This window comes from Pseudomonas allokribbensis, assembly GCF_014863605.1.
Taxonomy (GTDB): Bacteria; Pseudomonadota; Gammaproteobacteria; order Pseudomonadales; family Pseudomonadaceae; genus Aquipseudomonas; species Aquipseudomonas allokribbensis.
This window is the reverse complement of the sequence record NZ_CP062252.1, coordinates 2807220-2833755: the sequence shown is the minus strand read 5'-3', so window position 1 is coordinate 2833755 and position 26536 is coordinate 2807220. Positions and strand designations below refer to the sequence as shown.

General features: G+C 59.5%; 22 protein-coding genes. 3 read left to right on the top strand and 19 right to left on the bottom strand.

Going from position 1 to position 26536, the window contains the following annotated elements; all coding sequences use genetic code 11:
• Positions 1–15 precede the first annotated feature (15 nt).
• Complete coding sequence (locus tag IF199_RS12855; protein WP_192560632.1) at positions 16–477, top strand: DUF3574 domain-containing protein; 462 nt, start codon at positions 16–18, stop codon at positions 475–477.
• Here the strand turns inward: IF199_RS12855 and IF199_RS12850 are convergent.
• From IF199_RS12850 to IF199_RS12820, 7 genes are all read right to left on the bottom strand, one after another.
• Complete coding sequence (locus IF199_RS12850; RefSeq protein ID WP_192560631.1) at positions 474–1838, bottom strand: APC family permease; 1365 nt, start codon at positions 1836–1838, stop codon at positions 474–476. The genes IF199_RS12855 and IF199_RS12850 overlap by 4 nt on opposite strands.
• A 41-nt stretch (positions 1839–1879) precedes the next feature.
• Positions 1880–4267, bottom strand: a complete 2388-nt coding sequence (locus tag IF199_RS12845; RefSeq protein WP_192560630.1) for a TonB-dependent receptor plug domain-containing protein — start codon at positions 4265–4267, stop codon at positions 1880–1882.
• A 388-nt stretch (positions 4268–4655) separates the two neighbouring features.
• Positions 4656–5321: a sulfite oxidase-like oxidoreductase gene (locus IF199_RS12840; RefSeq protein WP_192560629.1), complete on the bottom strand. Its 666-nt coding sequence runs from the start codon at positions 5319–5321 to the stop codon at positions 4656–4658.
• 9 nt (positions 5322–5330) lie between these two features.
• Complete coding sequence (locus tag IF199_RS12835) at positions 5331–6386, bottom strand: substrate-binding domain-containing protein (protein WP_192560628.1); 1056 nt, start codon at positions 6384–6386, stop codon at positions 5331–5333.
• Positions 6387–6417: 31 nt separating this feature from the next.
• The gene (locus IF199_RS12830) at positions 6418–7443 is read right to left on the bottom strand and encodes an ABC transporter permease (protein WP_192560627.1); all 1026 of its coding nucleotides are present in this window, start codon (positions 7441–7443) and stop codon (positions 6418–6420) included.
• On the bottom strand, positions 7436–8992 hold the full coding sequence (locus IF199_RS12825; protein ID WP_192560626.1) for a sugar ABC transporter ATP-binding protein: 1557 nt from the start codon (positions 8990–8992) through the stop codon (positions 7436–7438). Before IF199_RS12825 ends, IF199_RS12830 begins: the two co-directional genes overlap by 8 nt.
• A 243-nt stretch (positions 8993–9235) precedes the next feature.
• Positions 9236–10804 (bottom strand): winged helix-turn-helix domain-containing tetratricopeptide repeat protein, encoded by a 1569-nt coding sequence (locus IF199_RS12820; protein WP_192560625.1) that lies wholly within the window; start codon positions 10802–10804, stop codon positions 9236–9238.
• 241 nt (positions 10805–11045) lie between these two features.
• Between IF199_RS12820 and IF199_RS12815 the strand changes: the two genes are divergently transcribed.
• Together IF199_RS12815 and IF199_RS12810 are read left to right on the top strand one after the other, a co-directional pair.
• A complete protein-coding gene (locus tag IF199_RS12815; protein ID WP_192560624.1) occupies positions 11046–11798 on the top strand; it encodes an SDR family oxidoreductase in 753 nt (250 codons plus the stop codon).
• Between the two features lie 43 nt (positions 11799–11841).
• A complete protein-coding gene (locus IF199_RS12810) occupies positions 11842–12255 on the top strand; it encodes a cupin domain-containing protein (protein WP_192560623.1) in 414 nt (137 codons plus the stop codon).
• 15 nt (positions 12256–12270) lie between these two features.
• Here the strand turns inward: IF199_RS12810 and IF199_RS12805 are convergent, their stop codons facing one another.
• The 12 genes from IF199_RS12805 to IF199_RS12750 all read right to left on the bottom strand — a co-directional run bounded on the left by IF199_RS12805 (position 12271) and on the right by IF199_RS12750 (position 26469).
• On the bottom strand, positions 12271–12942 hold the full coding sequence (locus IF199_RS12805; RefSeq protein ID WP_102622740.1) for a methionine ABC transporter permease: 672 nt from the start codon (positions 12940–12942) through the stop codon (positions 12271–12273).
• Positions 12939–13739: a methionine ABC transporter ATP-binding protein gene (locus IF199_RS12800; protein WP_192560622.1), complete on the bottom strand. Its 801-nt coding sequence runs from the start codon at positions 13737–13739 to the stop codon at positions 12939–12941. The genes IF199_RS12805 and IF199_RS12800 overlap by 4 nt, the downstream gene beginning before the upstream one ends.
• Positions 13736–14545, bottom strand: a complete 810-nt coding sequence (locus IF199_RS12795) for a MetQ/NlpA family ABC transporter substrate-binding protein (protein WP_192560621.1) — start codon at positions 14543–14545, stop codon at positions 13736–13738. The genes IF199_RS12800 and IF199_RS12795 overlap by 4 nt, the downstream gene beginning before the upstream one ends.
• A 27-nt stretch (positions 14546–14572) precedes the next feature.
• Entirely contained in the window at positions 14573–15625 is a 1053-nt protein-coding gene (locus IF199_RS12790) for an isopenicillin N synthase family dioxygenase (RefSeq protein WP_192560620.1), read from the bottom strand.
• Positions 15626–15874: 249 nt separating this feature from the next.
• Complete coding sequence (locus IF199_RS12785; RefSeq protein ID WP_192560619.1) at positions 15875–16270, bottom strand: hypothetical protein; 396 nt, start codon at positions 16268–16270, stop codon at positions 15875–15877.
• A gap of 135 nt (positions 16271–16405) precedes the next feature.
• A complete protein-coding gene (locus IF199_RS12780) occupies positions 16406–16669 on the bottom strand; it encodes a PAAR domain-containing protein (protein ID WP_169430019.1) in 264 nt (87 codons plus the stop codon).
• 21 nt (positions 16670–16690) lie between these two features.
• On the bottom strand, positions 16691–17032 hold the full coding sequence (locus tag IF199_RS12775) for an immunity protein Imm33 domain-containing protein (RefSeq protein ID WP_244142465.1): 342 nt from the start codon (positions 17030–17032) through the stop codon (positions 16691–16693).
• Positions 17033–17084: 52 nt separating this feature from the next.
• On the bottom strand, positions 17085–17570 hold the full coding sequence (locus tag IF199_RS12770) for a DUF4265 domain-containing protein (protein ID WP_208491909.1): 486 nt from the start codon (positions 17568–17570) through the stop codon (positions 17085–17087).
• A 23-nt stretch (positions 17571–17593) separates the two neighbouring features.
• Complete coding sequence (locus IF199_RS12765) at positions 17594–18232, bottom strand: hypothetical protein (RefSeq protein WP_096821616.1); 639 nt, start codon at positions 18230–18232, stop codon at positions 17594–17596.
• A complete protein-coding gene (locus IF199_RS12760; RefSeq protein WP_192560618.1) occupies positions 18229–18843 on the bottom strand; it encodes an Imm43 family immunity protein in 615 nt (204 codons plus the stop codon). Before IF199_RS12760 ends, IF199_RS12765 begins: the two co-directional genes overlap by 4 nt.
• A gap of 16 nt (positions 18844–18859) precedes the next feature.
• Positions 18860–23566: an RHS repeat-associated core domain-containing protein gene (locus IF199_RS12755; RefSeq protein ID WP_192560617.1), complete on the bottom strand. Its 4707-nt coding sequence runs from the start codon at positions 23564–23566 to the stop codon at positions 18860–18862.
• Positions 23563–26469 carry a type VI secretion system Vgr family protein gene (locus IF199_RS12750; protein WP_192560616.1) on the bottom strand — a complete coding sequence of 969 codons (2907 nt, stop codon included), beginning with the start codon at positions 26467–26469 and terminating at the stop codon, positions 23563–23565. Before IF199_RS12750 ends, IF199_RS12755 begins: the two co-directional genes overlap by 4 nt.
• Positions 26470–26536 lie beyond the last annotated feature (67 nt).

The following is a 26536-nucleotide window of genomic DNA, read 5'->3' as shown; positions in this document are numbered from 1 at the left end:
CAATAAGGAAGTTCCATGCCGCAACGTTTCCTGATGGCAGCACTGTTCCTGGCGGTCGCCGGTTGTGCCAGCCCTCCTCCTGTTTCCGTACATACCAAAGACCCCGCCAGCTCAACCCTGCAAGGCGATGCCACGCGCCCGGCACAGGCGCAGTGGGTCCGCACCGAGTTGTACTTCTCGGTGGGGCCGATTGAGGGCAAGGAAGGAGTGGTGAGCCCGGCGCGCTGGCGCGAGTTTCTCGATCAGGAAGTGACGACGCGTTTCCCGGACGGTTTCAGCGTGTTCGATGCCTATGGGCAGTGGAAGGACCACGATGCGAAAACGCCGGAGCGGCTGGCGACCAAGGTGATTGTGATCCTGCACGAAGGCAGCCCGAAGCGTGAGAGCGACATCGAGGCGATTCGTCTGGCTTACAAACGGATTACAGGGGATCTGTCGGTGCTGCGTTTGTCGCAACCGGCGCAGGTATCGTTCTAATCGCTGGTGCGCTGCAGAGCTTGCCGAGGTGTCGACACCAGGCGGCTCAACACCGCCAGCAACAGCGCGCCCACCAGCAACACTCCAATCCCCAGAAACGCCCCCAACCCCACCACCGTCACGCTTGAATACAGCATGTACACGCACAACCCGAAAAACAGCAGCGGCAGCAACGGATAAAGCGGCACCCTGACCGGACGCGTCACCTCGGGAAACCGCCGCCGCAGAATGATCAACGCCAGGCTGCTTAAACTCAAAAACAACCAGTACACCGGCGTAAGGTACTCAACCATGGTGTTGAAGCCACTCTGAGTAAAGCTGCCAAACAACACCAACAACAACGCCACCGCACCCTCGGCCAGCAAGGCCTTGCGCGGCACGCCATCGCGTTCGTCCCATTCACCGAAGCGACGCAGTTGCGGCACGTCGCGGGCGGCGGCGTACGTTGTGCGGGCACCGACCAACAGCGTTGAATTGATGGTGGCGATGGCCGCGATACCGACCATCAACAGAATCAGCATCACACCCGGCGCACCGAATGCGCGGTTCAACAATTCCACCGCCGGCGCGTTGCTCGCGGCCAGGCCTTCGAACCCCAGGCCTTGGACGAACGCCCAGTTCAGTGCCAGGTAGATCGCCATCAACACCGTCAGTGCACCGAGCATGGCAATGAAAATCCCGCGTCGGCCATCTCGCACTTCGGAGGACAACGTCGCCGCATCACTCCAGCCGCCGAAGGCCAGAAACACGAAGATCATCGCGGCGGAAAATCCCGCCGCCCCCGTGTGCTCAGGTGTGACCGGCGCACTCGGCGCAAGCGGCTCGACGCCCTGCCACACCAGCCACACACCGGCGCTGGCAATGCTCAGAAAGCCCGCGGCAAGCAGCCCCACCAGCACGGTCTGGGTGATGAAGCCAATGTGCTTGCCGGTCAGATTCAGCAGCACCAGTGCGGCAATGATCGCGCCGGCAAACAGTCCCGATCCGTACTGTCCCAGCGGAAAAACCGCGTTGAAATAGTCGGCAAACATGAACGCCGACAACGCGATCCACCCGGTGTGCATCACCGAGAAACGCGACCAGGCGAACAGGAAACCCATGCGCTCGCCATACGCGGTGCGCAGGAAATGATAGTCACCGCCCGGGTGCGGAAACGCGGTGGCCATCTCGGCGAAGCACAAGGCCCCGGCCATCGACGCCAATCCGCCGAGGACCCAGACCCAATAGAAATGTTCCGGCCCGACGTTCAAGGCAACGGTCGGCGCGGTTTTGAGGATGTCGGTGGTGATGACCATGCCCAGCGTGATCAGCAATGCCTGGAATACCGGCAGATGCCGCTTGGGACCATTGGTTTGAGTCATGAGTGTTCCCGCTGATGAACCGCCATCCTTGGCGGCAAGACTCAGAAGCCGTAGGTGGCGGTGGCGTAGTAGTAAGCGCCGTTGGTGCCGATCGGCGAGAGCACGTCGTACGGCAGGTTGCCGCCGTAGTTGATGGCCGAGCCGGAGCGTTCCGGGTAGTTGTCGGTCAGGTTGTTGCCGCCCAGGGCGACGCTGAATTTCGGGGTGAATTTGTAGGTCACCTCGGCATCCAGTTGCCACACCGCGCCGTAGGTTTGCTCAGGCTGCGAGTCGCCGAAATCGAACACCCGGGTGGTCTCGCCCTGACGAGTCAGACGGCCGAGCAAACCCCAATGTTCGCTGGCCCAGTTGGCAGAAAACACGAAGCGATCCTTCGGTGCCGCATCGGTGAGGGTGTTGGTTTCCTCGACGCCGACCAGTGCATCGTTGCCGATCCCCAACGCGGTCAGTTGCGACGGAGTGCCCTTGGTGCTGGTGACTTTGGTGTGGTTGTAGGTGTACGCGGTGGTCAGGCCCAGTTGCCCTTCGTAGAACGGCTGGTGATAGTTGAGCACCAGTTCGGCGCCGTGGGTGCTGGTGTCGGCGGCGTTGGTGAAGAAGTTGACATCGTGCACGCCCGCCACACCGAAGTTGTCATTGATGTAGCTTTCCAGCGCGTCGCTGCCGATGCGTTGCGACAGCGTGATGCGATCCTTGACGTCGATGCGGAACACGTCGAGCGACGCGTCGAAACGTTCGTTCAACTGGAACGTCAGGCCGAGGCTGTAGTTCTTCGAAGTTTCCGGATCGAGCTTCTGCGCACCGAGGGCACGGGCGATCGGGTCGTTGACCGAGAGCACGCGAATGTCGGTGAGCGTGCCGCCGTCGCCGAAGTTGCTGGTGGTGCTCTGGAAGCCACTTTGCGCCAGCGATGGCGCACGGAAGTTGTTCGATATCGCACCGCGCAACGCCCACTGCTCGGTCAACTTGTAGCGACCACTGAGCTTGCCGGTGAGTTTGCTGCCGGCATCGTCGTAATGCTCCCAGCGCGTGGCGGCGTCGACGAAGAAACGGTCGGTAAGATCACCGGACAATTCGGCGTAGGTGCCGAACACGTTGCGGTCCAGGTCCGACTCTTCACTCGGGCGCAAACCGTTGGCGCCGTCTGCACCGGAGCCGATGTAAGAGGCCTCGTCACCGGCGTAGGTCAGGTAGTTTTCGTAGCGGTATTCACTGCCGAGCGCAAGGACGAAGGAGCGTCCGCCCAGGCGCAGTTCACGGCTGAAATCGAGGTTGGCGGTGGTCTGGCGCAACTCGTAATCGCCGGTGTCGAACCGGGTTGGCGAGTCCTCGCCGAGGCTGACGTTGAGGGTGCGCCGGGTGGCACCGTCGAAACGGTTGCGACCGTGGGTGATGCTGCTGTCGAAATCCCAGTCGTCACCGATCAGCCCTTTGAAACCGGCCGTGGCGGAGATGTCCTTGTTGTCGCCGATCGACTGCGGCAAATAACCGTTGGGGTAGAACTGCGGCTGCTCGGATGGATAGCGATAAAACTCGGCGCCTGTAGTGTGCCGTTGGTTGTAGGTGCCGAACGAATAAGCCTTGCCGCCGGCCAGCGGCAATTCGCTGTTGAACCAGAGATTGACGTCCCGTGCGATGCCATCGCCCATCACATAGTTGCGCTGGTTCGGTGTGTCGGCAAAACCGTCGTAACCGGCGCGGTTGGTCGGGTTGCGATTCTTGTACTCGGTACCGCCGCGAATGAAACCGCCCTCTTCGCCCAGGCGTGTGCCGATCTTCGCAGTGGTCACGCTGTTCTGGCCGTCGGTGGTGGTTTTGCCGATGGCGTCCTGATGGGTGTGGTAGGCGCCGTAACTGGTGGACACTTCACCGCCCTCGGGGGCGTCGTCGAGGATGATGTTGATCACCCCGGCAATCGCGTCGGAGCCGTACTGCGCACCCGCGCCGTCACGCAGCACTTCGATGCGTTTGATGGCGCTGATCGGGATCGAGTTGAAATCCACCGGCGCCGTGCCGCGACCGATTTTCGACGAGTCATTGACCACCGCCGAGGTGTGCCGACGCTTGCCGTTGACCAGCACCAGCACCTGATCCGGGCTCATGCCACGCAACTGTGCGGCACGCACATGGTCGGCACCGCCGGAGTTGGATTGACGCGGAAAACTGAACGACGGCAACAGCGTCTGCAACGCCTGACCCAACTCGCCGTCACTGGCGCCGGCGGTCTTCAGGTCTTCGGCGGTCAGCACATCCACCGGCACTGGTGAATCCAGCACCGTCCGGGCGGTGCCACGGGTGCCGGTGACCAGCACGGTACCCAGCCGTGTGTCATCGTCGGCGCGCGCGGAAGTCTCTTCGGCTTGCGCAGGAAGTTGCCAGATTGCACTGACAACAGCGATGGCGAGTAATGAACGCGAACGGTGAATCATGTGACAGCTCCTTGAATCGCAGTTAATAACCGGCCGCTGCCGAATCATTAAGCGTCGGCAATCAGTGCACGGTAATTTCTGCTGTAGTTTTGATGTTCAGAAAGGCAGCGAAGTGTGTCGAACAACTATCAACTGTTAGAGCGCAAGAACCCCAAAGTTAGTAGAACCCCCTGTTTACCGATCCTAGACGAGCAGTCGCCTGCCGCAAAAGAACCAATAACGCTTAGGTTATGCCCGACGAACGGAGTGTTGCCTGAGCAACACTTGTGTTTACGCAACAACATGAACAGCCAACTAACGGGCAACTAATTACGCACAAGAACGAACTCCACGCTGTTGTAGAGCACGTTATTAATCTGTGTTTTTTCCGCCGCGAAGTTAAATGCCGTCAGTCGAAATCCTTTTCCCGCCAGGCATCTTCGGCTATGTCCAGCGCATCACCGCTGAAGCGCTGTTCAATGAACGGATCGGCGTGCAAATGAAAGCCGTTGCGCTCCCAGAAGCCCGGTTGTTCCTGATCGACGAATTCGAGCCCGCGCAGCCATTTCGCGCTCTTCCAGAAGTACCTACCTGCCACCACCAGACGTAGCGGCCAACCATGTTGCGCAGTCAGCGGCTGACCGTCGTAATGGGTGGCCAGCAGGCTGTCCGGGTGCAGCAGGTCATCGAGACGCAGGTTGGTCTGGTAATCGTGATCGGCGTGGGCCATGACGAAGGACGACGTCGGCCGGATGTCCAGGGCCTGCAACAGATCCTGCAGGTGCACCCCGCTCCAGCGGGTGTCGAACTTCGACCAGCGTGTCACGCAATGAATGTCGCATTGCAACGAGCATTGCGGCAGCGCTTGCAGATCGGCGTAGGTCAGCTCGACCGGGTTTGCCAAGGTGCCGAACAGGCGCAGCGACCACGTCGCCAGGTCATACGCCGGCACCTCGCCTTCGTGCAGGATCGGGAAACGCTCCGTCAGCACCTGCCCCGGTGGCAGCCGTTCGCCCAGCGCCACATCGGCTTGCGGCGAACGGCTCTTGCGCAGGCGCGCAGCCTTGTCGTGCATGTCGGCTCCTCAGTTCGCCACGGGAATCCACGGTGCCCGAGCCACATTGGCGGTATCACCGAAGGACGGCAGTTTCTGCCCCAGATCCCGCACGTTCTTCACGTCCAGATCCAGCAGTTGCTGGCGGGTGATCAATGTCGGCGGTACCAGCACCTTGTTCCCCGGGTTTTCCCCGGCGATCAGCAACGCGAGACTGCGCACGCTGATCGCGCCGGCCACTTGCGGATTGACCGCTGCCGTCGCGGCCCAGGCACTGCCCGGCTCTTTCATGATCTGGATGTCGGCGGTGGAAATATCGGCGCTGTAGATCTTCACTTTGCTGCTCAGACCCGCCTCGTCCACGGCGATTTTCGCGCCTTTGGCGAACTCGTCGAACGGCGCGAAGATCACGCTGATTCCCGGATTGGCCCGCAGCACGGCGCTGGCCTGATCGGCCACCGAGTTGGCAATCGGCGGATTGAGCGTGCCAAAACGGGCCTTCTCGATGATCCCCGGATTGCTCGCCTTGACCTGGCTCCAGATCTCGTCGCGGCGTTCCATCGGTGTGAAACCGCTGATGTAGACATACCCGGCGTCGAAGCGAGTGCCGTTGTCCTTGACCGCTTGATCCAGCGCCAGACGCGCCAGCGCGTGGTGGTCCTGCTCGACCTGGGTCACTTGCGGTGTGTTCAGGTCTACGTCGAACGCAACGACCTTGATGCCTTTGGCGAGCGCCCGGTCAATCGGCCCCTTGAGGGTTTCCGCCAGGCCCAGTTGCACGATGATCCCGTCGACGCCGAGGTCGGCGGCCTGATCGATCATTTCGCCCTGGCTGGCCGCCTGTTGCCGGGCGTCGAACACCCGCAGGTTGGCGCCCAGCGCTTCGGTCTGTTTCTCGACGCCGCGCAGGTAGGCTTCGGGGAAATCCCCGGAGAACAGATAACCCACCAGCGCGATCTGTACCTGACCTTTGTCGAACGGTGCCGGCGCCCCCGGCAGGGCTTTGGCATGGGCATTGAGCGCCAGTGCCGAGAGCAAGGCACCAGCGAGACAATGGCGTGCGAACTGCTTGATTGAACCGTGCATGGATCTTTCCTTGAAGCTTCAATGAACCGGCTCAGCGCGCCCGATGCGCGAGGCCGAAGGTGAACATCAGGGCCAGCACCAGCACCAGTCCCTTGACGAAATCCTGCGCGTAATACGGCGCGTTGAACATGGTCAGGCCGTTGAGCAACGAGGCCACCAGCAGCGCACCGACCAGCGTGCCGAACGCGTTGGGCTTCTTCGCCCCGAGCACGGCAAAACCGATCAGCGCAGCACCCAGCGCATCCAGCACCAGACCGTTGCCGGAGCTGACATCGCCGCGCCCCAGGCGCGCCGCCAACAACAATCCGCCGAGCGACGCCAGCAGCGCCGAGAGCACATAAGCGAGCAGCTTGAAGCGCTGCACCGGCGCACCGGCCAGACGCGCCGCCTGCTCGTTGCCGCCAATCGCATAGAACAACCGACCGATGCGCGTGCGTTCGAGAAACAGCCACACCGCCACCGCGACAACTGCGGTGATCAACACCGGAATCGGCACGACGTCCCACAGCCGCCCGCGCCCAAGTGCAAGAAACAGCGCACTGAACGTGCCTTCGGCTTCGTCGCCATTGGGTAGGGTCATGCCCACCGCAATCGAGCGCCCGCCCGTGGGAATCAGCTGCACACCGATCACCAGGAACATGCTGCCGAGCGTTGCGAGAATGTCCGGCACGCGCATCTTCACGATCAGCCAGCCGTTGAGCAGCCCGACCAGCGCGCCACCCGCGAGGCTGATCAGCACCGCCGGCACCGCGCCCCAACCGAGCACCACCATCACGTAACTGGCGATCATCAGGCTCATGGCCGCCACCGCACCGATGGACAGATCCAGCCCGCCGACAGCCATGGTCAGGGTCACACCCAACGCCAGCAGCGCGACAATCGACACCGACTGCAAGATGCTGAACAGGTTGCCGACCCGCAGGAACGCTGGTTCAGCGACACTGAAAAACACCACGATCAACGCCAGCACCCACAGCAGGCCGTAGCGAATCAACGCTTGCACGAAGCGCTCGGACGGCGCCGGGGCGGATGACAACAGGGAACTCGAATCAGGCACTCGCTCTACTCCTTGGCGCGGCTTGAACAAAAGAATTTTCTGGATCAGTGCCGGCCAGCGCGGCGACCAGGGTGGCGCGATCCAGCCCGGCACGCGGGTACTCGGCCACCACGGCGTGATCGCGTACCAGCAGGATCCGGTCGGCGATTTCCAGGGCTTCATCGACATCCGCACAGATCACCAGCGTGGCACGACCATCGGCGCTATCGCGCAGCAACTGACCGATCTCGCGTCGGGCACGCACATCAACGCCTTGAAAGGGCTCATCAAGGATCAACACCCTGCCCTCGCCGAGCAGCCAGCGGCCGAGCACGACTTTCTGCTGATTGCCGCCGGACAGTGCGCTCATCGGCACATCGATGCCGACGGTCTTGATCCCCAGCGCCGCGGTTTGCGCCTCCACCGCTGCCGCTTCGGCTCGGTTACGAATGAAACCGCCACGGGTGAAGCGTTCGAGAAATGGCAGGGTCAGGGTTCGGCGCAATGAAAAGTCCGGCACCAACGATTGGCTCGCGCGATCCTCGGCGGCGAAGAACACGCCGCTCTGGATCGCCTCACGGGGCGAGCCCGGTTGCCAGTCGGCGCCATCCAGTTGCAATGATCCGAACAAGGGTTTGCGCAGACCGAACAGCACTTCGGCGATCTCGCTTTTACCGGCACCGAGCAATCCGGTCAGCACCACGACTTCGCCTTCATGCAGGGTCAGATCGAAGGCTCGGGTGCGTGGCAGCAGTTTCACGTCGTGCAGCTTCAGCACTTCGCGCCCCGCCGCTCTCGGCGTATAGACATGCGCCTCCAGCGCCTGACCGAGCATGGCTTCCAGCGCCTGAGGCAGTTGCCGGGCACTGAATTCACCGGCCAGTTGCCCGTCACGCAGGACGATGGCGCGATCCGCCACCCGTTGCAGATCCGACAGGCGATGGGAGATATAAACGATCGCCACGCCCCGGCTGCGCAGCGTGTCGATCAGGCCGAACAGGCGCTGTGCTTCGGCATCCGAGAGCGCTGCTGTCGGTTCGTCGAGAATCAGCAACCGTGGTTGCAACGCGAAGGCGCGGGCCAGCACCACCAGTTGCCGTTCAGCCTGGCCGAGGTGTTCGATCGGTTGTTCCAGCGGCAGCACCAGACCGAGGCCGGCGGCGATGCTTGCGGCGCGCTCCAGCAGGCGTTTGCGATTGAGCCAGAAGTCGGCGTCGGGGCGGCACAGTTCATCGAGCAGCAGGTTTTCCGCCACGCTCAATCCGGGCGCGATGCCTTCGTTGATCTGCTGATGGACCGCGACAATGCCGAAGCGGCGCGCCGACAGCGGCGAACTGAAATGCCGGGGCTGGCCATCAATCCGGATCTCGCCACCCTCATGGGACTGGCTGCCGGCGAGGATCTTCACCAGCGTCGACTTGCCCGCGCCGTTGGCACCCAGCAACGCAACCACTTCGGCGGGATAAATCTCCAGGCTGACCCGATCCAGCGCACGGTTCGAGCCGAAGGTCTTGCTCAGTTCACGTACACGAATCAGCGGCTCGGAGGCCACGGCGACAGGCGCACTCATACAAATCCTTAAAGTCGATGGGCCAGTGTGTGGCGCCCATCAGCAAGAAAATTCTGCAGAGCCTTTGATCGATTCAGCGCGTGCCGTCATGGCAATCGAGGGTTCTATTGTTTGAAAGTCTGATTGGTGAGTCAGTAAAAGCTAAACGATCTTAAAAACAACAAACAAATACCGTTTTGGTATTAGCTTAGGCCCGGTACCGCCGTGCATGTCCGCGAGATCGGAGCAGGTGCACTCGAGCCATCACTCCGGCAACCCCGCGAGTCGAAGCCCTTCAATGAACCGGGCAAAATCCTCGGGCCGTTGAATCGGCAGCCAGTCCTTGAGGTGGCCAAGGCGCAACGCCGGATTCAGCGTCTGCAAACGCTGCATCGCCCAGCGGGCTTTATCCGGACGCCCGCCCAGCGCATGACTGGCCGCCACCAGCGCCGCCGCCACCAACAGCGTGGGCAGGTTACCCAAGGCTTTTTCGGCGAAATCTGCCGAGGCCTCGAAGTCCCCGGCGAAGTAATGCGCGAGGGCCATGCCGACGTGCATTCTGAACATTTCCGGATCCAGCGGGCTCAAGCGCGCAGCATGGTTCAAGTCCTTGATGGCGGACGCGGTTTCACCGCGAAGCGCACGCAGAATTCCGCCAAGAAACCACGCGGGTGCGAGATTGGGATTGAGCAGGCGCGCGCGATCGAGCAAGGCGATACCGGCATCCACATCACCGGCCAGGTGCGCAAGCGCATGTCCGCCGCGCGTCAACGCCACGGCATCATCGCGCCCCAACGTGACCGCCAGACGCGCCAGTCGAATGCCTTCGGCGATCTCGGCCGGCCGATCCGTCATCCAGCCATTGAGCTTGCGCCAGAAGTGACACCAGGCGGCCATGCCATAGGCGGAAGCGAATTCCGGATCGAGTTCGAGGGTCTTGTAGAACATCGGCAGCGCCTGCTCGATGGCCTCCTGGGTGCCGCTGTGCAGCTTTGCCATGGCGCGCAAGTAGTAATCGTAGGCGTCGAGGCTTTCCGTCGGTTTGCGTTTGGCGCGCTCGATCTCCGCGCGCTCCAGTTGTGGCGCGATGGCCCCGACGACACTTTCGGTGATTTGATCCTGCAGCTTGAAGATGTCGTCGAGGGTGCCTTCGAAACGCTCGGCCCAGATGTGTGCCCCGCTCGTGGCGTCGATCAGTTGCCCGGTGATGCGCACCCGATTTCCGCATTTGCGCACACTGCCTTCCAGCACATAGCGCACGCCCAGTTCCTGCCCGACTCCTTGGGCATCTACCGTGCGCCCCTTGAACGTGAAGCTCGAATTGCGTGCGATGACGAACAGCCAGCGCAGACGCGACAACGCCGCGATGATGTCCTCCACGACACCGTCGGCAAAGTAATCCTGTTCGGGATCGCCGCTCAGATTGTAGAAAGGCAGGACGGTGATCGAGGGTTTGTCCGGCAGCGCCAATACGCGGGGAGATGCAGTTGAGCCCTCGTCGGTGTCAGGCACCGGCTCGGTCATATCGGAACTGACTTGGCCAATGAAACGATAGCCCTTGCGGGCGACCGTGCGCAGCAGACGCTGTTCCTCGCCGGTATCACCGATAGCCTTGCGCACGGCGTTGATGTGGCTGGTGATCGTCGACTCGGAAACGATGCGACCGCTCCATACCGTGCCGAGCAATTCGTCCTTGCTCAGCACGCGTTCGGGGTTGTTGACGAACAGCAGCAACAGATCGAAGACCTGCGGGCCGACGGCCACGACCTGCCCGCGCAAGGTCAGCTCGCGACGTTCCTGATCCAGTACATAGTCTTCAAACGTGAATGGCACAGCGAACGTCCCTTGGCGACGCGCCTTCAACTCCGTGTCCCGGGCGGCAGATGGTGAGAAGTCGAGAACGATAATACGCCTGACTTGAACACGCCACTGCGTCCATTCCGGGGCGCTGGCTGGACAAAAATGCAAGGGTTCGACAAGGCAAACCCAAGGTCGCCACAAGGACTTCTCTCCCCTGCACCGGCACTCTCCATTCCAACGACGCCAATGGTTGGCGTCATCGAGGAGAGACCCCATGAAGATCGTCGTTATCGGAGGCTCCGGCCTCATCGGCTCGAAACTGGTGAACCTTCTTCGCGAACGCGGCCATGACGTGCTCGCCGCCAGCCCCAGCACGGGCGTCAACAGCATCACCCGCGAAGGTCTGGCGGCCGCCATGGACGGCACCGATGTCGTGGTCGACGTGGCCAATGCTCCGTCGTGGGAGGATCAGGCCGTCCTCGACTTCTTCGAAACCTCGTGCCGTAACCTGCTGGCGGCCGAGGCAGCTGCCGGGGTGCACCATCACGTAGCGCTGTCGATTGTCGGGTGTGAACGCTTGCCCGAGGCCGGCTATATGCGCGCCAAGGTGGCCCAGGAAAACCTGATCAAGGCATCCGGCATGCCTTACTCGATCCTGCGGGCCACGCAGTTTTTCGAATTTGTCGGTGGCATCGCTGAATCCTTTGCCGTCGCCGATGAACTTCGTGTGCCACCAGCGCTGATTCAGCCGATTGCTTCTGGCGACGTGGTGGCGGCGCTGGCAGACGTCGTCCTGGCCGCCCCGCTCAACGGCTCAGTGGATGTCGGAGGGCCCGAAGCGCTGCCGCTGGACGAACTGGTCCGACGCTTCCTGCAGGCGAGCCAGGACAACCGCAAGGTCGTACCGGACGTGCACGCACGCTACTACGGGACGCTGCTCGACGATCAATCGCTGGTCACCGGCAAGCACTCGCGCCTGGGTGCCATCCGTTTTGAAGACTGGATCACTCGGTCGACCGCGCGATAGTCATTCGCGCCATTCCCTTCCCTTTTTGCCAAGGAGAAAAAACATGGTCATCCGATTTTTACTGACTGCCGTATTCGCAGCGCTGTCGATCAGCGCCGCGTCGGCCGCCGAGCCACCCGCCGGCAAGGTCTCGGTGGTCTTTGATCGGCCGATTCCCAACATCCCCGGCAAGAGCATGAGAGGTGTGGTGGTCGAATACGGGCCGGGAGCGGCATCGCCGTCCCATACTCATCCGAAAACTGCCTTTATCTACGCCACGGTTCTGGAAGGCTCGTTCCGCATCAAAGTCAAAGGCGAGCCGGAAAAGATCTACCACGTCGGCGAAAACTTCGTCGAGGAACCGGGCTCCGTGCACCTGGTGAGTGCCAACGCCAGCGATACCCAGCCTGCACGCCTGCTGGCGGTATTCGTCCTCGACACCGACGAAACGGTGCTCGTCACGCCCATCAAAAAGTAAGCCTGCAACCGACCTTCAACGTCGATGAGCCAGCGATCGCACCAGCCGATCGCCCAGGCTCTGCACGCCCTGGACGAGGATGACCAGCACCACGACGGTGGCGACCATCACTTCGTTGTTGAACCGTTGATAGCCGTAGCGGATCGCCAGATCGCCCAGTCCGCCGCCACCGATCACTCCTGCCATGGAGGAAAAACCGATCAGCATCACCAGCGTCAGGGTGACGCCCGCCAGCAAGGCTGGCAGCGCCTCGGGCAACAGCACTTTGAAAATCACATGACGGATGTCGCCCCCCATGGCGAGGATCGCTTCGATCCGGCCCTTTTCAACTTCGTCCAGGGCGTTTTCGACGATCCGCGCAAAAAACGGAAAAGCTCCAATAGTGATCGGTACCACGGCGGCCGTGCTGCCCAACGTGGTGCCGACCACCAGCCGGGTCAGCGGGATCAGGGCAATCAGCATCACCACGAACGGCAGCGACCGACCGAGGTTGATCACCGCGCCCAATGCCTGATTGATCCGGGGCAACGGATACAGACCCTGACGGCGACTGATGAACAGCAACACCCCCAGCGGCAAACCGATCAGCAAGGTGAACAGCCCGGCGAGCAGCACCATGTACAGGGTCTCGCCGGTGGCGTTGAGCACCAGTTGCAAGATTTCATTCCAGTCGACGGTACGGTTCATGAGTGGGCCGCCCGTACACCGTATTGCCGCAGAAAACTCAGCCCCGGTGTGTCGTGCCCCAGCGGCAAACCGCAACTGGGCCGCAGCGAGCTGCCGAGCGCGGAATCCGGAGTCGCCAGCAATCTGGCGACCGGCCCCGCCTCCACCAATCTTCCGTTGGCCATGGACGCAGCGTGATCGCAGATCGACTTGACCACGTCCAGCTCGTGGGTGATCAGCACAATGGTCAAACCCAACTGCTGGTTGATATCGCGCAACAGCTCCAGAATCGACGCGGTGGTTTCCGGGTCGAGGGCGCTGGTGGCTTCGTCCGATAGCAGATACGCCGGACGCGCCGCCAAGGCCCGGGCGATGCCCACCCGCTGCTTCTGCCCGCCGGACAGTTGCGACGGGAATGCTCCAGCCTTGTCGCTCAGGCCCACCAGATCCAGAAGCTCCCGAACCCGTTCATGACGCTGTGGTTTGGCGACTTTGGCGATTTCCAGCGGCACTGCGACGTTGTCGAACACGTTGCGCGAATGCAGCAGATTGAAGCCCTGAAAGATCATGCCGATGCGCTGACGTTGCCGGCGCAGCTCACCGTCGGACAGCGCCGTGAGGTCTTCGCCGTCCAGCAGAATCCGCCCGAAGTCCGGGCGTTCGAGCAGATTGAGACAGCGCAACAGCGTCGACTTGCCCGCGCCGCTGCGCCCGAGAATCCCGTAGATCGCACCATCGGGAATACTCAGCGATACCTGATCCAGCGCCGGTGTCGGCGCTGACGGGTAAGTCTTGCTCAACTGCTCGACGAGGATCATGGCTTGGCGTCCGCCACCGGGATCACCGAGCCCTTGAAGTTCTCGGCGATGTATTTGGCGACTTGCGGCGAAGTCAGGTCCTTGGCCAGTTGTTGAATGCGCGGATCGTTTTCCAGTTTCGGCGTGGTCACCAGAATGTTGGCGTAAGGGTTGTGCTCGGCTTTCTCCAGGCCCAGCGCATCCTTGGCCGGCACCAGACCGGCCTCCAGCGCGTAGTTACCGTTGATCACCGCCAGGTCCACATCGTCCAGCGCACGAGGCAGTTGCGGCGATTCGATTTCGAGGATCTTCAGGTGTTTCGGGTTTTCGGCGATGTCCTTGGGCGTTGCCTGATCCGCCGCCGGGTCATTGAAACCGGGCTTGAGCTTGATCAGGCCGTTGTCCTGCAACAGGTACAGCGCACGGCTCAGGTTGGTGACGTTGTTCGGTACGGCGACGGTGCCTTTGTCCGGCACTTGGGCGAAGGTTTTGTGGCGATGTGAGTAGATGCCCAGCGGTTCGATGTGCACCGTCGCGGCCACCGCAAGTTTCTCGCCGAGGGCTTTTTCCTGGGATTGCAGATACGGCAGATGCTGGAAGTAATTGGCGTCCACATCGCCGTGAACCAGCAACTCGTTGGAGTTCACGCCCTGAGGGATTTCGATCACCTTGAGGTTCAGTTGCGGATCGATTTTCTGGATGTAGGCCAGGATCTGTGCGTGTGGCACCGGGTCGGCGGCAACGCGCAACGGTTCCAGCGCCTGAGCGCCAAACGAAGCCACCAGCGCGCCGAGAACGGCCAGGGTCAAGCCTGCTTTTTTCAACATGGGAAGAGTCCTTTTGCGAGTGATGGATCAGGCGTTGGCGGTCTTGCGAAGCGGTGTCCGGGTATTCGACGCATCGGCATAGAAGCGCTGCGCGACATCGGGATGGGAGCGCAGTCGGCCCTTGAGGTAATTCCAGCCGACGTCACGGAACAACGGATTGAGCGGATCACTCGCCGGCCCCCGCGCTTCGCGCAGCAACACCGCCGGCAACGGGTACAGCGGCACCACCGCGTCGAGTTGCGCGCCAAGGAAAAACGCGATGGACAACCGTTCACTGCCTGCCGGCGGCGAGACCACGCGATGCACCGTGGCGCGCAGATAACCGTTGGTGGCCAGCTCCAGCAATTCGCCGATGTTGACCACCAGGGTATTGTCCCGTGGTAACGCATCGATCCAGCGACCTTCTTCGATTTCCACTTGCAGACCGGCCTGCTGGTCTTGCAGCAGGAAGCTGAGGAAACCCGAATCCTTGTGCGCGCCGACGCCCTGATTGCTCGCCTTCGAGGGCTGCCCGGGATAGCGAATCAACTTGATATGTTCGTTGGGTTTATCGCCGTACAACTGGTCGAAGGCGTCTTCCGGAAGCGCGAGCGCCTTGGCAAAAGCGCGCAACAGGCGCAAAGACATTTGGGTCATGGCTTGCTGCCAATCGAGCAGCAACGGTTTGAGTTGCGGCAATGCCTGCGGCCATTGATTGGGGCCTTGCAGGCGCGCCCACAACGGACTGTCGGGCGTCAACGGCAAGACCTCACGCTCGGCGCCCAGATCGAACTGTTCACGCTGATCGGGCTGGCCGCGAGTGATCTCCGAAGCGGCGCGGTTGTAACCGCGAAAGTGCGGGGAGTTGACCATGCCGACGGCGGTTTTCTCGCTGTCAGGCAAAGCGAAGAATTGGCGGGCGTGGTCTTGCACTTGCTGGAGCAGACCAGCGTCGATGCCATGACCGGTCAGGTAGAAAAAACCGACGTCGCGCGCGGCGTGGCGCAAGTCATCGAGAAAGGTCTGGCGCTGCTGCGGCGTACCGTCGAGCAGGGACAAGTCGAGGATGGGTAATGCGGTGATGTCTGAGGTGTGCGGCATGATTCACTCCCGTGTGAATCAAACCTGAAGAGCCTGTGATCGATTCAGCGTGTGCCGTCATGGCAATCGGGGGTCTGTCGGTTTGATGCTTTGATTCGTCTGTGAATCAAAACTAAACGATATATAAAACTCCGAACAAATATCTTTTTTGCATTAGCTTAGGTCTGTCTATCGAGGGGGCTCCACTGACCTCAGGACCGACCGCGGCAATCGGCTTGCCGTTACCGTCGGTCCTGAATCGGCTGACTGCTACAGACCGACGCGCTTCAACCCTTCGCGCATGCCTTGATCGGCCTGTTCGCACCATTGTTTAAGGGTGAGGTTCGGCGGCAGGTTGCTTTCCAGGCTCTTGTATTCCCCATCCGTGAACACTTCGCCTTTACGGCCAAACTGTTCGTTTTTGTCGCCGTCACGCTTGTCGAAATCGCCAGGCATGTTGCCAACGAATGCAACCATCTTATTGGCGTTCTCGGTGCTATCTGCTTTCAGGAACCCCTTGTCGACACAGCTTTTAATCAGACCTGACATGTTGCGGCCGTTGTCGTATATCCCTTTCAGGGTGGCGGCGTCTTGCCCTTCGGCGTGGGCGAGCATGCTGGTGCCAAAAGCGGCTGCCATGGCGAGAATCAAAGAAGCGGTTTTCATATTTATTCCTTTAAATGTTGGAGAGTTTTGAACTCTGTTTTGGGTGAAGCATGTTTTGGTTGAAGCAAGTCTTGTTGAAATGACGCGCCGAAAAGGCCGCGTCATGGAGATGGCAATCAATGTGCAAATATGGATTTAACTGACAACGGCCCCTTTGGGCCCGCTGGCAATCAGCGCCGCCCCACAGGCTGTTTTCATACCGTCCAGCGCAATGGGTGTGCCATCGACGGTGTAGGTGCTGCTGCCCTCGGCAATCGGGAATACCCCTTTGCACAATGGGCAACTGACCTTGTGACCGACCCCGGCAATCGGCTTGCCGTTGAGGTTGGTTTGGGAGAAGGCTTCGAGCACCTTGCCACCGTGGGTGGTGGAGTCGCCGAGGCGAATTGCGTCTTTCATGTTGTCACTCCTTTGACCAAGTTACTCAGCCATCCAGACGTCTTCGTACCCTTGGGTATCGATGATGAATTTGGCGCCCGTGGGTAAACACAGATATTTCATCACCAGCGGAAGCATTTCGGGTAAGTGTTCAATACAAACCGGCTGGTAAAAATCAATCGCCGCTGAATGCGTGCCGCCGTGGATGAACCAGCTGACATTCCCCCCATCCGGCAAACAAACGCGTGTGCCATAAATGGGTGTGTTCCCTAGCGACTCGATGGCGATAGCGACCATTTCCTCGGGAGGAAGCACAGACATCCCGTATTTTTCACAGATCACGTTCTGCGCAGCACTGGGATAAACCCGCTCATGTTCGCTCACAGCCACTCCTTGTTTGTTGATCCGATTCCATTCGATTGTGGGTTCAGGGTCGTCAGCCTTCGAGCCACCAGTTCAACAGCGTCTCGTCATCATCGTCATCCAGGTTCTGATAGATGTTGGCGTAATACCATTGAATCCCGGTTCTATCGCGAAATCGGTCAAAAACCTCGTTGATCTTGTTCATCCCGTTGCTCGCTGGAACAGCCAACGAAAGATTGCCCTCAAACACGCCGTCCAGCGTTCCACCCAGTTCACGCAGCACATCGACTTCCAGCTCAGCGATATCCGCAGCACGAATGGAATCGGCGTAGATGTGAATGCAAAAGTTACCACCTCGTTCAAGCACCACCGCATGGGTGTTTTTGTTTTTGATCGATATGACGTCTCCGCGAGCCATATTCAGCGCCAGCCCGGGTGAGGACAGCAGTTCATAGGCTGTCGCGCCTACATGACGAGCCGGGAGCTCCTCGTATACCGGACCATCAGAGTGGCTGCCTGCAAATACCTTAATATGAACAGGGTTGGTTTTGTCGGCTATGCGAAAACTCAGCTTTGTATCGTTCATATTCGCCTAACCCCGGACCACACAACTGTTTCCAACGAGGTAAAATCAATACCCTTGAAATCGATTGCCGCATCCCTGAACGCCTGAGAACAGATCAGACTATCACTTCCTGACACCTGTCTCCCGTACTTGAAAAGATCGAATTTCCAATCATCACCGAGAATTAATTTTTTGAACCTGATTGGCCTGCCCTTTTCCTCTACAAACGTAGAGGCTGGATCGCAGTTTGTCCGTACATCCAACTCATCGAACAACACAGCATTGTAATGTTTTGAGGAAGTGCGTTTTCCGCCCTCCGAAAGCACGTCAATCCTGACGCTATCAACCACATTCACGTTGAAGCTATTGCAGGCGGCTAAAAATTCGTCACTCACCACATAAAAAAATTTCGAAACGCTTCGAATATCGAATTCATAGTTTTCATCTTTGGAAATTAAAACCATGCCCTCCGGAAAGGGGGTACGCGGCCCGGGCTTCCCCCTTTCCGCGTACCAGGGAAAAAAACCAAATTCAACATCTCTTGTGCAGGAATAATATCTGTCGAAAAGATCAGCACGTAAAATCCCGGCAGGACAGCCTTGCTCCTCTTTCTGTGAAAGCACATAAAAATTCATAAACTCTGTGCTCGCAGTCAAATAGGTCTCACGCCCGACCAGATCACATCCTTCAGAGGAGTGAAGTTCACCCCTTTGATCCCCTCCGCGAGCTTCTTGAACTCACTGGAACAGATAAGCGTATTACTACCTGAAATCAGCCCCTTGAACTTGAACAGATTCCGATTAAAGCCTGCTGGCAATACAAGCTTTTTGAATCTGAAAATCAACCCATCCTCCTCTATAAAAGTCGATGCCGGGTCAGTTTGCGAGCGCGCATCCAGTTCCTCAAAAAGAACAGCATTGTAGTTTCTGGATGAAATACTTTCTCCAGCTTTGGAAACCACCTTGATTGGCACCGAATCAGTAACAGCAACATCCATCTCGCTGCAAACAGACATGAATTCGTCACTGACTATATAAAAGCGGGCAATGCTACGTATATCAAAGTCATAGAGCTTGTCTTTTGAAATAAGCACCATGCCTTCTGGATAAGGCGTGTGCGTTTTGTAATGAATTTTCTCCGCGTACCACGAAAAAAAACCATGCTCAACGTCCTTGGTATCTGAATAGAACTTATCGTATAGATCCGCCTGCAAGAATCCGACCGGGCAACCGGGCTCTTCTTTTTGAGAAAGCACAAAGTATTCCATAATCCCTTCTCCCTGCTTATCTAAGTCTGCGCTGTGTTGTGCCAGGTACGGAAAGACTGGCTCTCAGTCTTGTCTGAATCGCGGATATCTGAGTTCGCGCCTGCGCTTCGTCAATCACACCAGCTTCATATTTGCTTCTGACGGTCGTTACCATGTTGTTAACCATCGGGCTGTAGACCTTACCATGCGACCCACAGTGGTAAAAAACACGCTTGGTTTTCTTGGCCTGATCGGCACTGTCGGGCATCAACAATCCGTTTTCCTTTTTATCGCGTTCTCCACCCATCCCGATATCCGAGAAGAAGCTGGCCTGCCGTCCCCATACTTCCTCGGGAATCAGGTGATGGGCCTGCATCTTGTCATGGGTTTTTCCGCCCAGTGCCCGATTGAGTGCAGTGCTGCAAAGACCGTTCGGATCGACCCACTGGGTCGGACTGATTGCATATTGATAGAAGTTGATACCACCCGCGTACCCGATCGGATCACGAGAAACGAAGCGACCGACGTCTGGATCGTAGTACCGGTGACGGTTGTAATGCAGGCCGGTCTCATGGTCGTGATACTGACCCTGGAAGCGAAATGGGTTTTTCAACCCTTGCTGCAGCGCTGATGATGAGCGCTGTTCAATCGCCCGCCCCCACACTTTGTAATGAGCGCTCCAAGCCACATTCCCTTGCTGATCGGTCATTTCCTGGGGTGTACCGAGGTGATCACACTGATACCAGGCAATCGAATCAAACGGGGGCGGAACCGGAGCGTGATTCCAAAGTGGATCCTCGTCCGCCGCGTAAACGTCACCGTATTCGGGTTGAGGCACCAGACGAACAGGCTGCTGACTCAGCGCCTGTGCCACGGGGTTGTAGGTACCAGGTTCGTAAATGTAATGAACCGTGCGTCCGGTATCACCATCCAGCTGCGGGGGACTGCTCTCCCACGCCAGATTGTCACCATCCCAACCGAACATCGTGAAGCCACAGTCATGCTCACGTTGTTTACGTGCATGTTCATTGCTGTTCCACAGAGAGCCTGCCTCTGGACGATGCTTGTAGTGCGCTCGAGAGTTCTTGTGCAGGCGGCGACCTAACGGGTCGTATGCATAATCCACCGACAGACGATCATCTTCGAAATGCACCAGGCGATCGAACAGGTCCCATCGCATTTCGCAGACGCTGCCGTTACTCCAGCGCTTGATCTGATTGCCGCGCTCGTCGTACTCATAATTCGTGCCCGCGTATTCACGCAACACGTTATCCAGCAGTTTGCTTCGCGCAGGCTCTTGGTCCAGAGGCCGGCGGATTTCAAAGGCTCGTTCATCCAGGAGATTCCCGGCAGGATCGAACGCAAAGGTTTCGACCCCTATACGCGTAACGGCATTGATCAAACGACCGACAGGGTCATAACGATAGGAAAGCGGGCCCCGACGACTGTCATTGATATCCGTCAGTTGACCAGCGGCATCGTATTGGTAGTCACGCTTGAGCAGCACCGATTTGTCGGCACTGCGCTCCAGCACCTGAGCTTGCAAGCGCCCGGCCGGGTCCCATTTCTGCGTTTGCAACAGATGATTTCCTTGATGGCGAGCGACTTCACGGTGCAAATCGTCACGCTCGAATCCGGCCAGTTCATGGTCATCCAGACGCAATCCCAGCAGGTGGCCGCTGCCGTAGGTCAGCCAACTGACTCGGTGGCCATCGGGGCGCAGGGTTGCAACGCGTTGATTGAGTGCATCGTACTCATGCTGCCATATGGCGACCATCGGGCTCTCGAGGCCCAGATAGTGTTGATGCTCACGCAGGATGTTACCCGCCAGATCATGGAACCACTGCAGGCGGCTATCGGCGTTGCAAGCCATGATCAGTTTGCTGTTACCGTCGTAATCGAAGGTTTCGCTTTGCTGCTGATCACCCAGAATCGCTCTGCGTTCGATCAAACGATTCATTGAGTCAAAACGTATCTCGACGCAATGTTCACCGTTGTAGATTTTCGCAAGCCGCCCGGTTTCGGGCTCGTACGAATAACGGGCTGAACGCCCGTCAAAAGCTGTTTCTTCAAGTAAACGACCGACCGGGTCGTAGTTGAAGTGAGCACGACGTTCGTTCTCGTTCTCCAGTGCAATCAGTCGACCGAGCTTGTCCCAGCGATAACGAACGGCATGCTCCAGCGCATCCACCCGCTCGGCGATCAGCCCCGCCGCGCTGTACTTCCAAGTTGTGCAACGATCCAGACCATCGACATGGGCCAGCAATCGGCCCTCGGCATCACGCTCGAAGCGCTCCTCGGTCTTGTCCGGGTGCATGATCAACGTCAATTGCCCGGCACTGTATCGGTATTCGGTACTGTGGCCGGCAGCGTCCGTGAAGCAAATCATCTGGCCGCGTTCGCTGTACTCCCAGGCACTGGTCTTGCCTGAACAATCGACGTACTCCACCAATTGCCCGGAAGCGTTGTAGGCCAGTTTCTTTTCATTGCCGTTGGCATCTTTGACCGAGGTTGGCATCCCGGCCGGGTTGTAAGCGTATTCGGTCTTGTTGCCCAGTGGATCGACGCTCTCGACAAGGTTGCCAGCGTCGTCATAGGCCCTTGTCCATTGCCCGCCCTCGGCATCGCTGATCTTGATCAGTTGGTCGAGATCGTCGTAGGCGAAGTGGACCACCGTGTCATCGGTGCGAATGTGTTCGAGAAGATTGCTTCGTTCATCATAGCTGTAGCGATCCGAGCGCCCATCGGCACGGACGTGGCGGATCACGTTTTTTGCGCTATCGCGGAAGAACCAGTCAGAACGATCGTCGGCGTGCCGAATACGGTAGGTGTAACCCAGACTGTCAAAGTAATGCCAGGTCTCATGACCGAGCGCATCCGTGACGTACACCAGTCGAATGTTTTCATCCCATTCCAGACGGGTATCGAAACTGCCGTCATCCGCCCACTCACGAACTGCCTTGGCGTCTGCACCATGACCCAGCCATTGCAGGTTCATGCCGCGCCCGGTGCGATCGGTGTAACGGGTGATCAGGTGATGCTGGTACTGATAACGCCATGCAGCACCGTTTTCATCCTGTGCCTGAACCAGATCGCCCGCCGAATCGTAAACATAGGAACAAAGCTGACGCAGAGGCTCACCGTCACGGATCTCCCAGAGCCCGGTCAAGCGCCCTTGTCCATCAATCATCGTGCCGAGGTGCAGATGCACCTTGCCCGGATCCCCCTCGTACGTAATCAGGTCGGACAGTACTGTCCGGTCACCGTAGCGATGCTCGTAATGCAGCATGATGCCGGCGCCGCTGCGCAACTCCACACCGACCAGCAGAAACTGCTGGCCACGACGGACATAGGTTTCCTTGCGTTCGAAACCACGGCAGAGCAACAGCTTGTCGTCACTAACGCGGACAACCGTGAGGTTTTCGATCGCGTCGTAATGGAACAGGTCAACTTTGGGCAGCGGATAGTCATGGCTGCGGCCATCCGCATCATGGAACTGCAAGGCACCGTCAACGAGGTCGAATCGTGTGGTGAACGAAGTGATCCATCGTGCACCCAAATCGCCTTGGTCATAGGTATCCAGATCCGAGCTGTAAATACGCGTCCACTCGATCGGGAACGGGCCGGTCAAATTGAAATCCGTGTGAGCAATGCTTTCGGAGCCCACTGCAAAGCTGATGCTGTCGCAGGTACCCGGGCAGGTACCGTTTTTTTCAGCATTGGGTTTCTTCTTCGCCGGGACTTCCGTTTTCCTGACTTCGGTTCTGCCCTCACCTGCCCTGTGTTTGGCCTGGCTCGTTCCGCCGACTTTCACGTGACCGGCGACACCACGCCTGTTACGCAGATTCCAGGCCTCGACAGCCTTTGTCAGTACGATCAGCAGCGCGCCGATGGAAAACGGCATGTTCGGATTACTGAGCTTTTTCAGTTGAGCCTTTAGCTCCGGCCCCATGGCAACCAGTATCTTGGTTTGATCGTGAACGAGCTTCTTGGCTTCCCGAGGCAACAGATGCTTTGCAGCGCTATTGACTACGCCCTTTCCCGCGGCCTTATAGACATCGAAGGCTGCGTCAAAAATATTGCTGATGGCCTTGCCGGGATCGTGCAGGAGTTGCCCCCCCACACCGTCCATTTTTTTCCCTGCTCGCTTGAGGTCAGCACCGGCATCAAGTTCAGCATCGACAACAGCGTTCAATCCCGTGGCAATCTGCTTGAGGAACTCTTCACCCTTTTGCCCGGCTTTATCCAGCAGATCAGGCAAGGCAGATTGGGCGGTCTTAACGAAGTGATCAATCTCGCCAACAATCGTTGCGTTCAAGTGACCGGCAATCACGTTGATCAACGCGTCGCCCAAAAGCGCCTTGCCAGCCACCTTCATTTCCTGCCGAACCAGGTAAAGCGTCGGTCGAAGGCTCATGCGTGCGGCAGCCATATTCGCAGGGACAGGTATTACACCGATAAGGTCGATGCCCAGGCTGACCCAATCCAGCGGATCGCGCTTTTCACTTCGAGATAAAACGGCAATGTCATTCAAGACATCGACCAACGCCATGATGTTGCCAACTACCGGCAGGGCTCCGGCGACATATTTGATTCGCTCGAGGGTGACGTAACCGCCACTGACTTCCTGCAGCCATGCATCGAACTTGGCAGCATCGCGTCCGACATCCGCTACTTGAATCTGATTCAGTGGCACGACAGCAACTTGAGACTCTCGGCTTTGTGTTGCGCTTGCGGTAGTCATGACAGCATCTCACTTGCAATCAGCCCAGGGGTTTTAAGCGAGGATTTCGGTAGCGCGGGTGCTGGCAGACTCGGCAACTTGCCCGCCTTGCTCGCCGCCCCGAGCAGCCCGGAAGCACTCGGCATCGCCGCACTCGCCAGTTTCGGCAGCCCCGCCGCTCCGCCCTGCACGGCGCCTTTCACCTGCTGCGCTGTTTGCATCGCGCCTTGTGCGGTCTGCATCGCGCCCATCCCGGTCTGTGCCAATTCCTTGCCCTTCTCCAACAGATCCCAGTTCTTGCTCGGCAACGCCTGCGCCACCATGGCCTGCACCTGACTCGGAATGTCTTCCGCGCCCGGCGGATTCAACGGCCATTCCGGTTTGCCGATGTAGCTGCCTTCACTCCAGGTATCCGCCGGATCCTTGCCGAACAGCACGCGCGCCGGCCCCGGTGCGGCGCCGGCGACGCTGGCGAAGCCCTTGCCGTCGAGCTTGCCCTTGATGCTTTTGCCCAGCGCATCGATGACTTCGTAGTCGCCTTCCTTGATGCCCTGACGCCCGGCGTACTGGTTGAACAATTCGAGATTGCCCTTGCCCGGTTTCGGCGGTTCCGGGAACACGCCCGCCAAGGATTTCGCCCCGGTGTAGGCGAAGTTCGCCGCATGCGCGGTGTACGGGCCGCTGGTGGCGTGGGTGATGCCGCCGGCGTTGTAGGTGGTGGCGCTGCCGCCGCCCTGGATCACCAGTTCGGTCTTGGCGGTGATGGTGATGCGGTCGGCGTTGGCGGTGATGTTGAGCTTGGCCAGCAGGTTGATGCTGTCCTTGAGTGCCTTGACGTCGATGTCGCCGGAGGCCGCCACCAGCCGCCAGCCCATGCTCTGCACGAACAGGCGCATGCCACGGCTGGCACTGGCCAGCAGGCGTTTGCCGATGGAAAAACTGGTGTGCCCGGTGCTGCTCAGCGCCAGGTGTTCGCCGGTGGCGATGTGGCTGGAGCGCGGTGTGGTCAGGGCGATACCGGCCGGACTGGCGAGCACCAGATGCGGCTCGGTGAACTCGGGGAATTCGTTGGCGGTGAGGTTTGCCGGACCCGAGCCGAGTACGCCTTGATGCTGCGCGTGCAAGGCCTTGGCCACGTCGTCCTGGTCGCCCGCTTCCTGGGCTTGCAGCTCTTTGGCCTGCGTGGCGAAACCATCCTGTTGATCGCTGGCCGTGGCCAGGCGTTCGGCGGTTTCCGGCAGGTCCTTGTGGTGCTTCGATTCGTTCGGGCGCGGCTCGGTGGTGATCAGCAGGCCGGCACCGGCGCGCACGGCGCCGTGGCGGTCGGTGCGCAACTCGAAACCTTCGCCGCGCGGCTGGCCGCCGCTTGGGCGCGGGTGGGTCAGGTAACCAAGGTTGATCGCACTCGCGCCGTGGTCACTGCGCAGCGCGATGCTGATCTCGCTGGTGGTGTCGTCGATGCGCAGTTCGTTGGCGCGGCTGCCCTTGTATTCCTTGCTCTTGACCGTGGCCAGGGTCTTGAAGTCCGGCAGTTTGTACGGCGGCAGGTTGGCGCCGTGGTACAGGCAACCGGTGATCAGCGGCTGGTCGGGATCGCCTTCGAGGAAGGTGATCAGCACTTCCATGCCGACCCGCGGAATGTTGATCGAGCCAAAGGTTTCAGCCGCCCAGCTGGAGGCCACGCGCATCCAGCAGGTGGTCTTGTCGTCGTGCTGGCCTTCGCGGTCCCAGAAGAACTGCACCTTCACCCGGCCGTACTGGTCGCAGAAGATTTCTTCGCCTTCGGGGCCGGTGACCACGGCGCTTTGCGAACCGAGGACTTTGGGTTTCGGGTGGTCCAGCGGCGGACGGTACGGCACGTCCCAGGGGATGGCGTTGAAGCGGTTGCGATAGCCCTGATGGAAATCGTCTTTGTTGTCGGTGGTGTCGCTGGTCACCGACTCTTCCAGCACCTGCGGCTGTTTGCCTTCGTGGAAGATGTCCGTAAGCAGCCACAGGTCGTTCCACGTCGGGTTGGCGTGGTCGGTCAGGGCCAGAAAATGCCCGGTGACCAGAATCGGTTGGTCGCTGTTGCCCTCGGCCAGCCGATAGTCGCTGCGGTGGCGTTCGAGGTTGCGGTTGGCCAGATGCTTGCCGCGCTCGCGGTCCACGAAACGCCCCGGGTAATCGTAGTCTTCCAGGTCCGGTTGGGCGCTGCTCTTGGCGTCGCTTTCCAGCTCGATCTTCGGTTTGACGAAGTCATAATCGCGCCGCGTAGTGCGGCTGGTGCGGGTCGCCAGGCGCAGGCCGAAACGCTTGACCACCGGTTTGTCCGCCACCAGCCCGGAGTCCTGCTGATAGGCCACGGGCGCCAGTTTCGGGAACACCGTCTGGTCATCGCCGAAGGTCAGTTTGTGGCCGCTGGCGGTGTGCTGGAAGTGGTAGTGAATCCCCTCCTCTTCGCACAGGCGCTGGACGAAATGCAGGTCACTTTCGTCGTACTGCGTGCAGTAGACGCGCTCGGGATAGATCGCGCTCAGCTGGAAGTGGTAGTCGCTGGCGAGGATGCCGTGTTCTTCCAGCACCTGGCTGATGATCTGCTGCACGGTCATCTGCTGGAAAATGCGCTGGTTGAAACGGTGCGCGAGGTACGAAAGCTGCGGGCGCAGCGAGATCTTGTAGCGGGTCAGGCGCTTGCCCGCCTCGCCCTGAGCGATGCTGTAGATCAGCCCGTGAATGCCGGTGCCGCTCGGCGACAGCTGAAGAAACGCCAGTTTGTGCAGCAGACTTTCGAGGTTGATCGAGGCCTTTTCGCTGACCAGTTCCAGCTCGAATTCGAAGGGCGTGTTGAGGGCCTCCCGACCGGTGAACGACAGCACCTGGAAATCGCTGTCCGCGCCATCGATGGTCAGGTTGAAATGAGCCTGGTTGGCCGGTGAGAACATTCCCTTGTCCCTCGTGCTGTGCTGCTGCGCACGCCAGATCGATAAGAATCTGACGCTGAAAATTCTT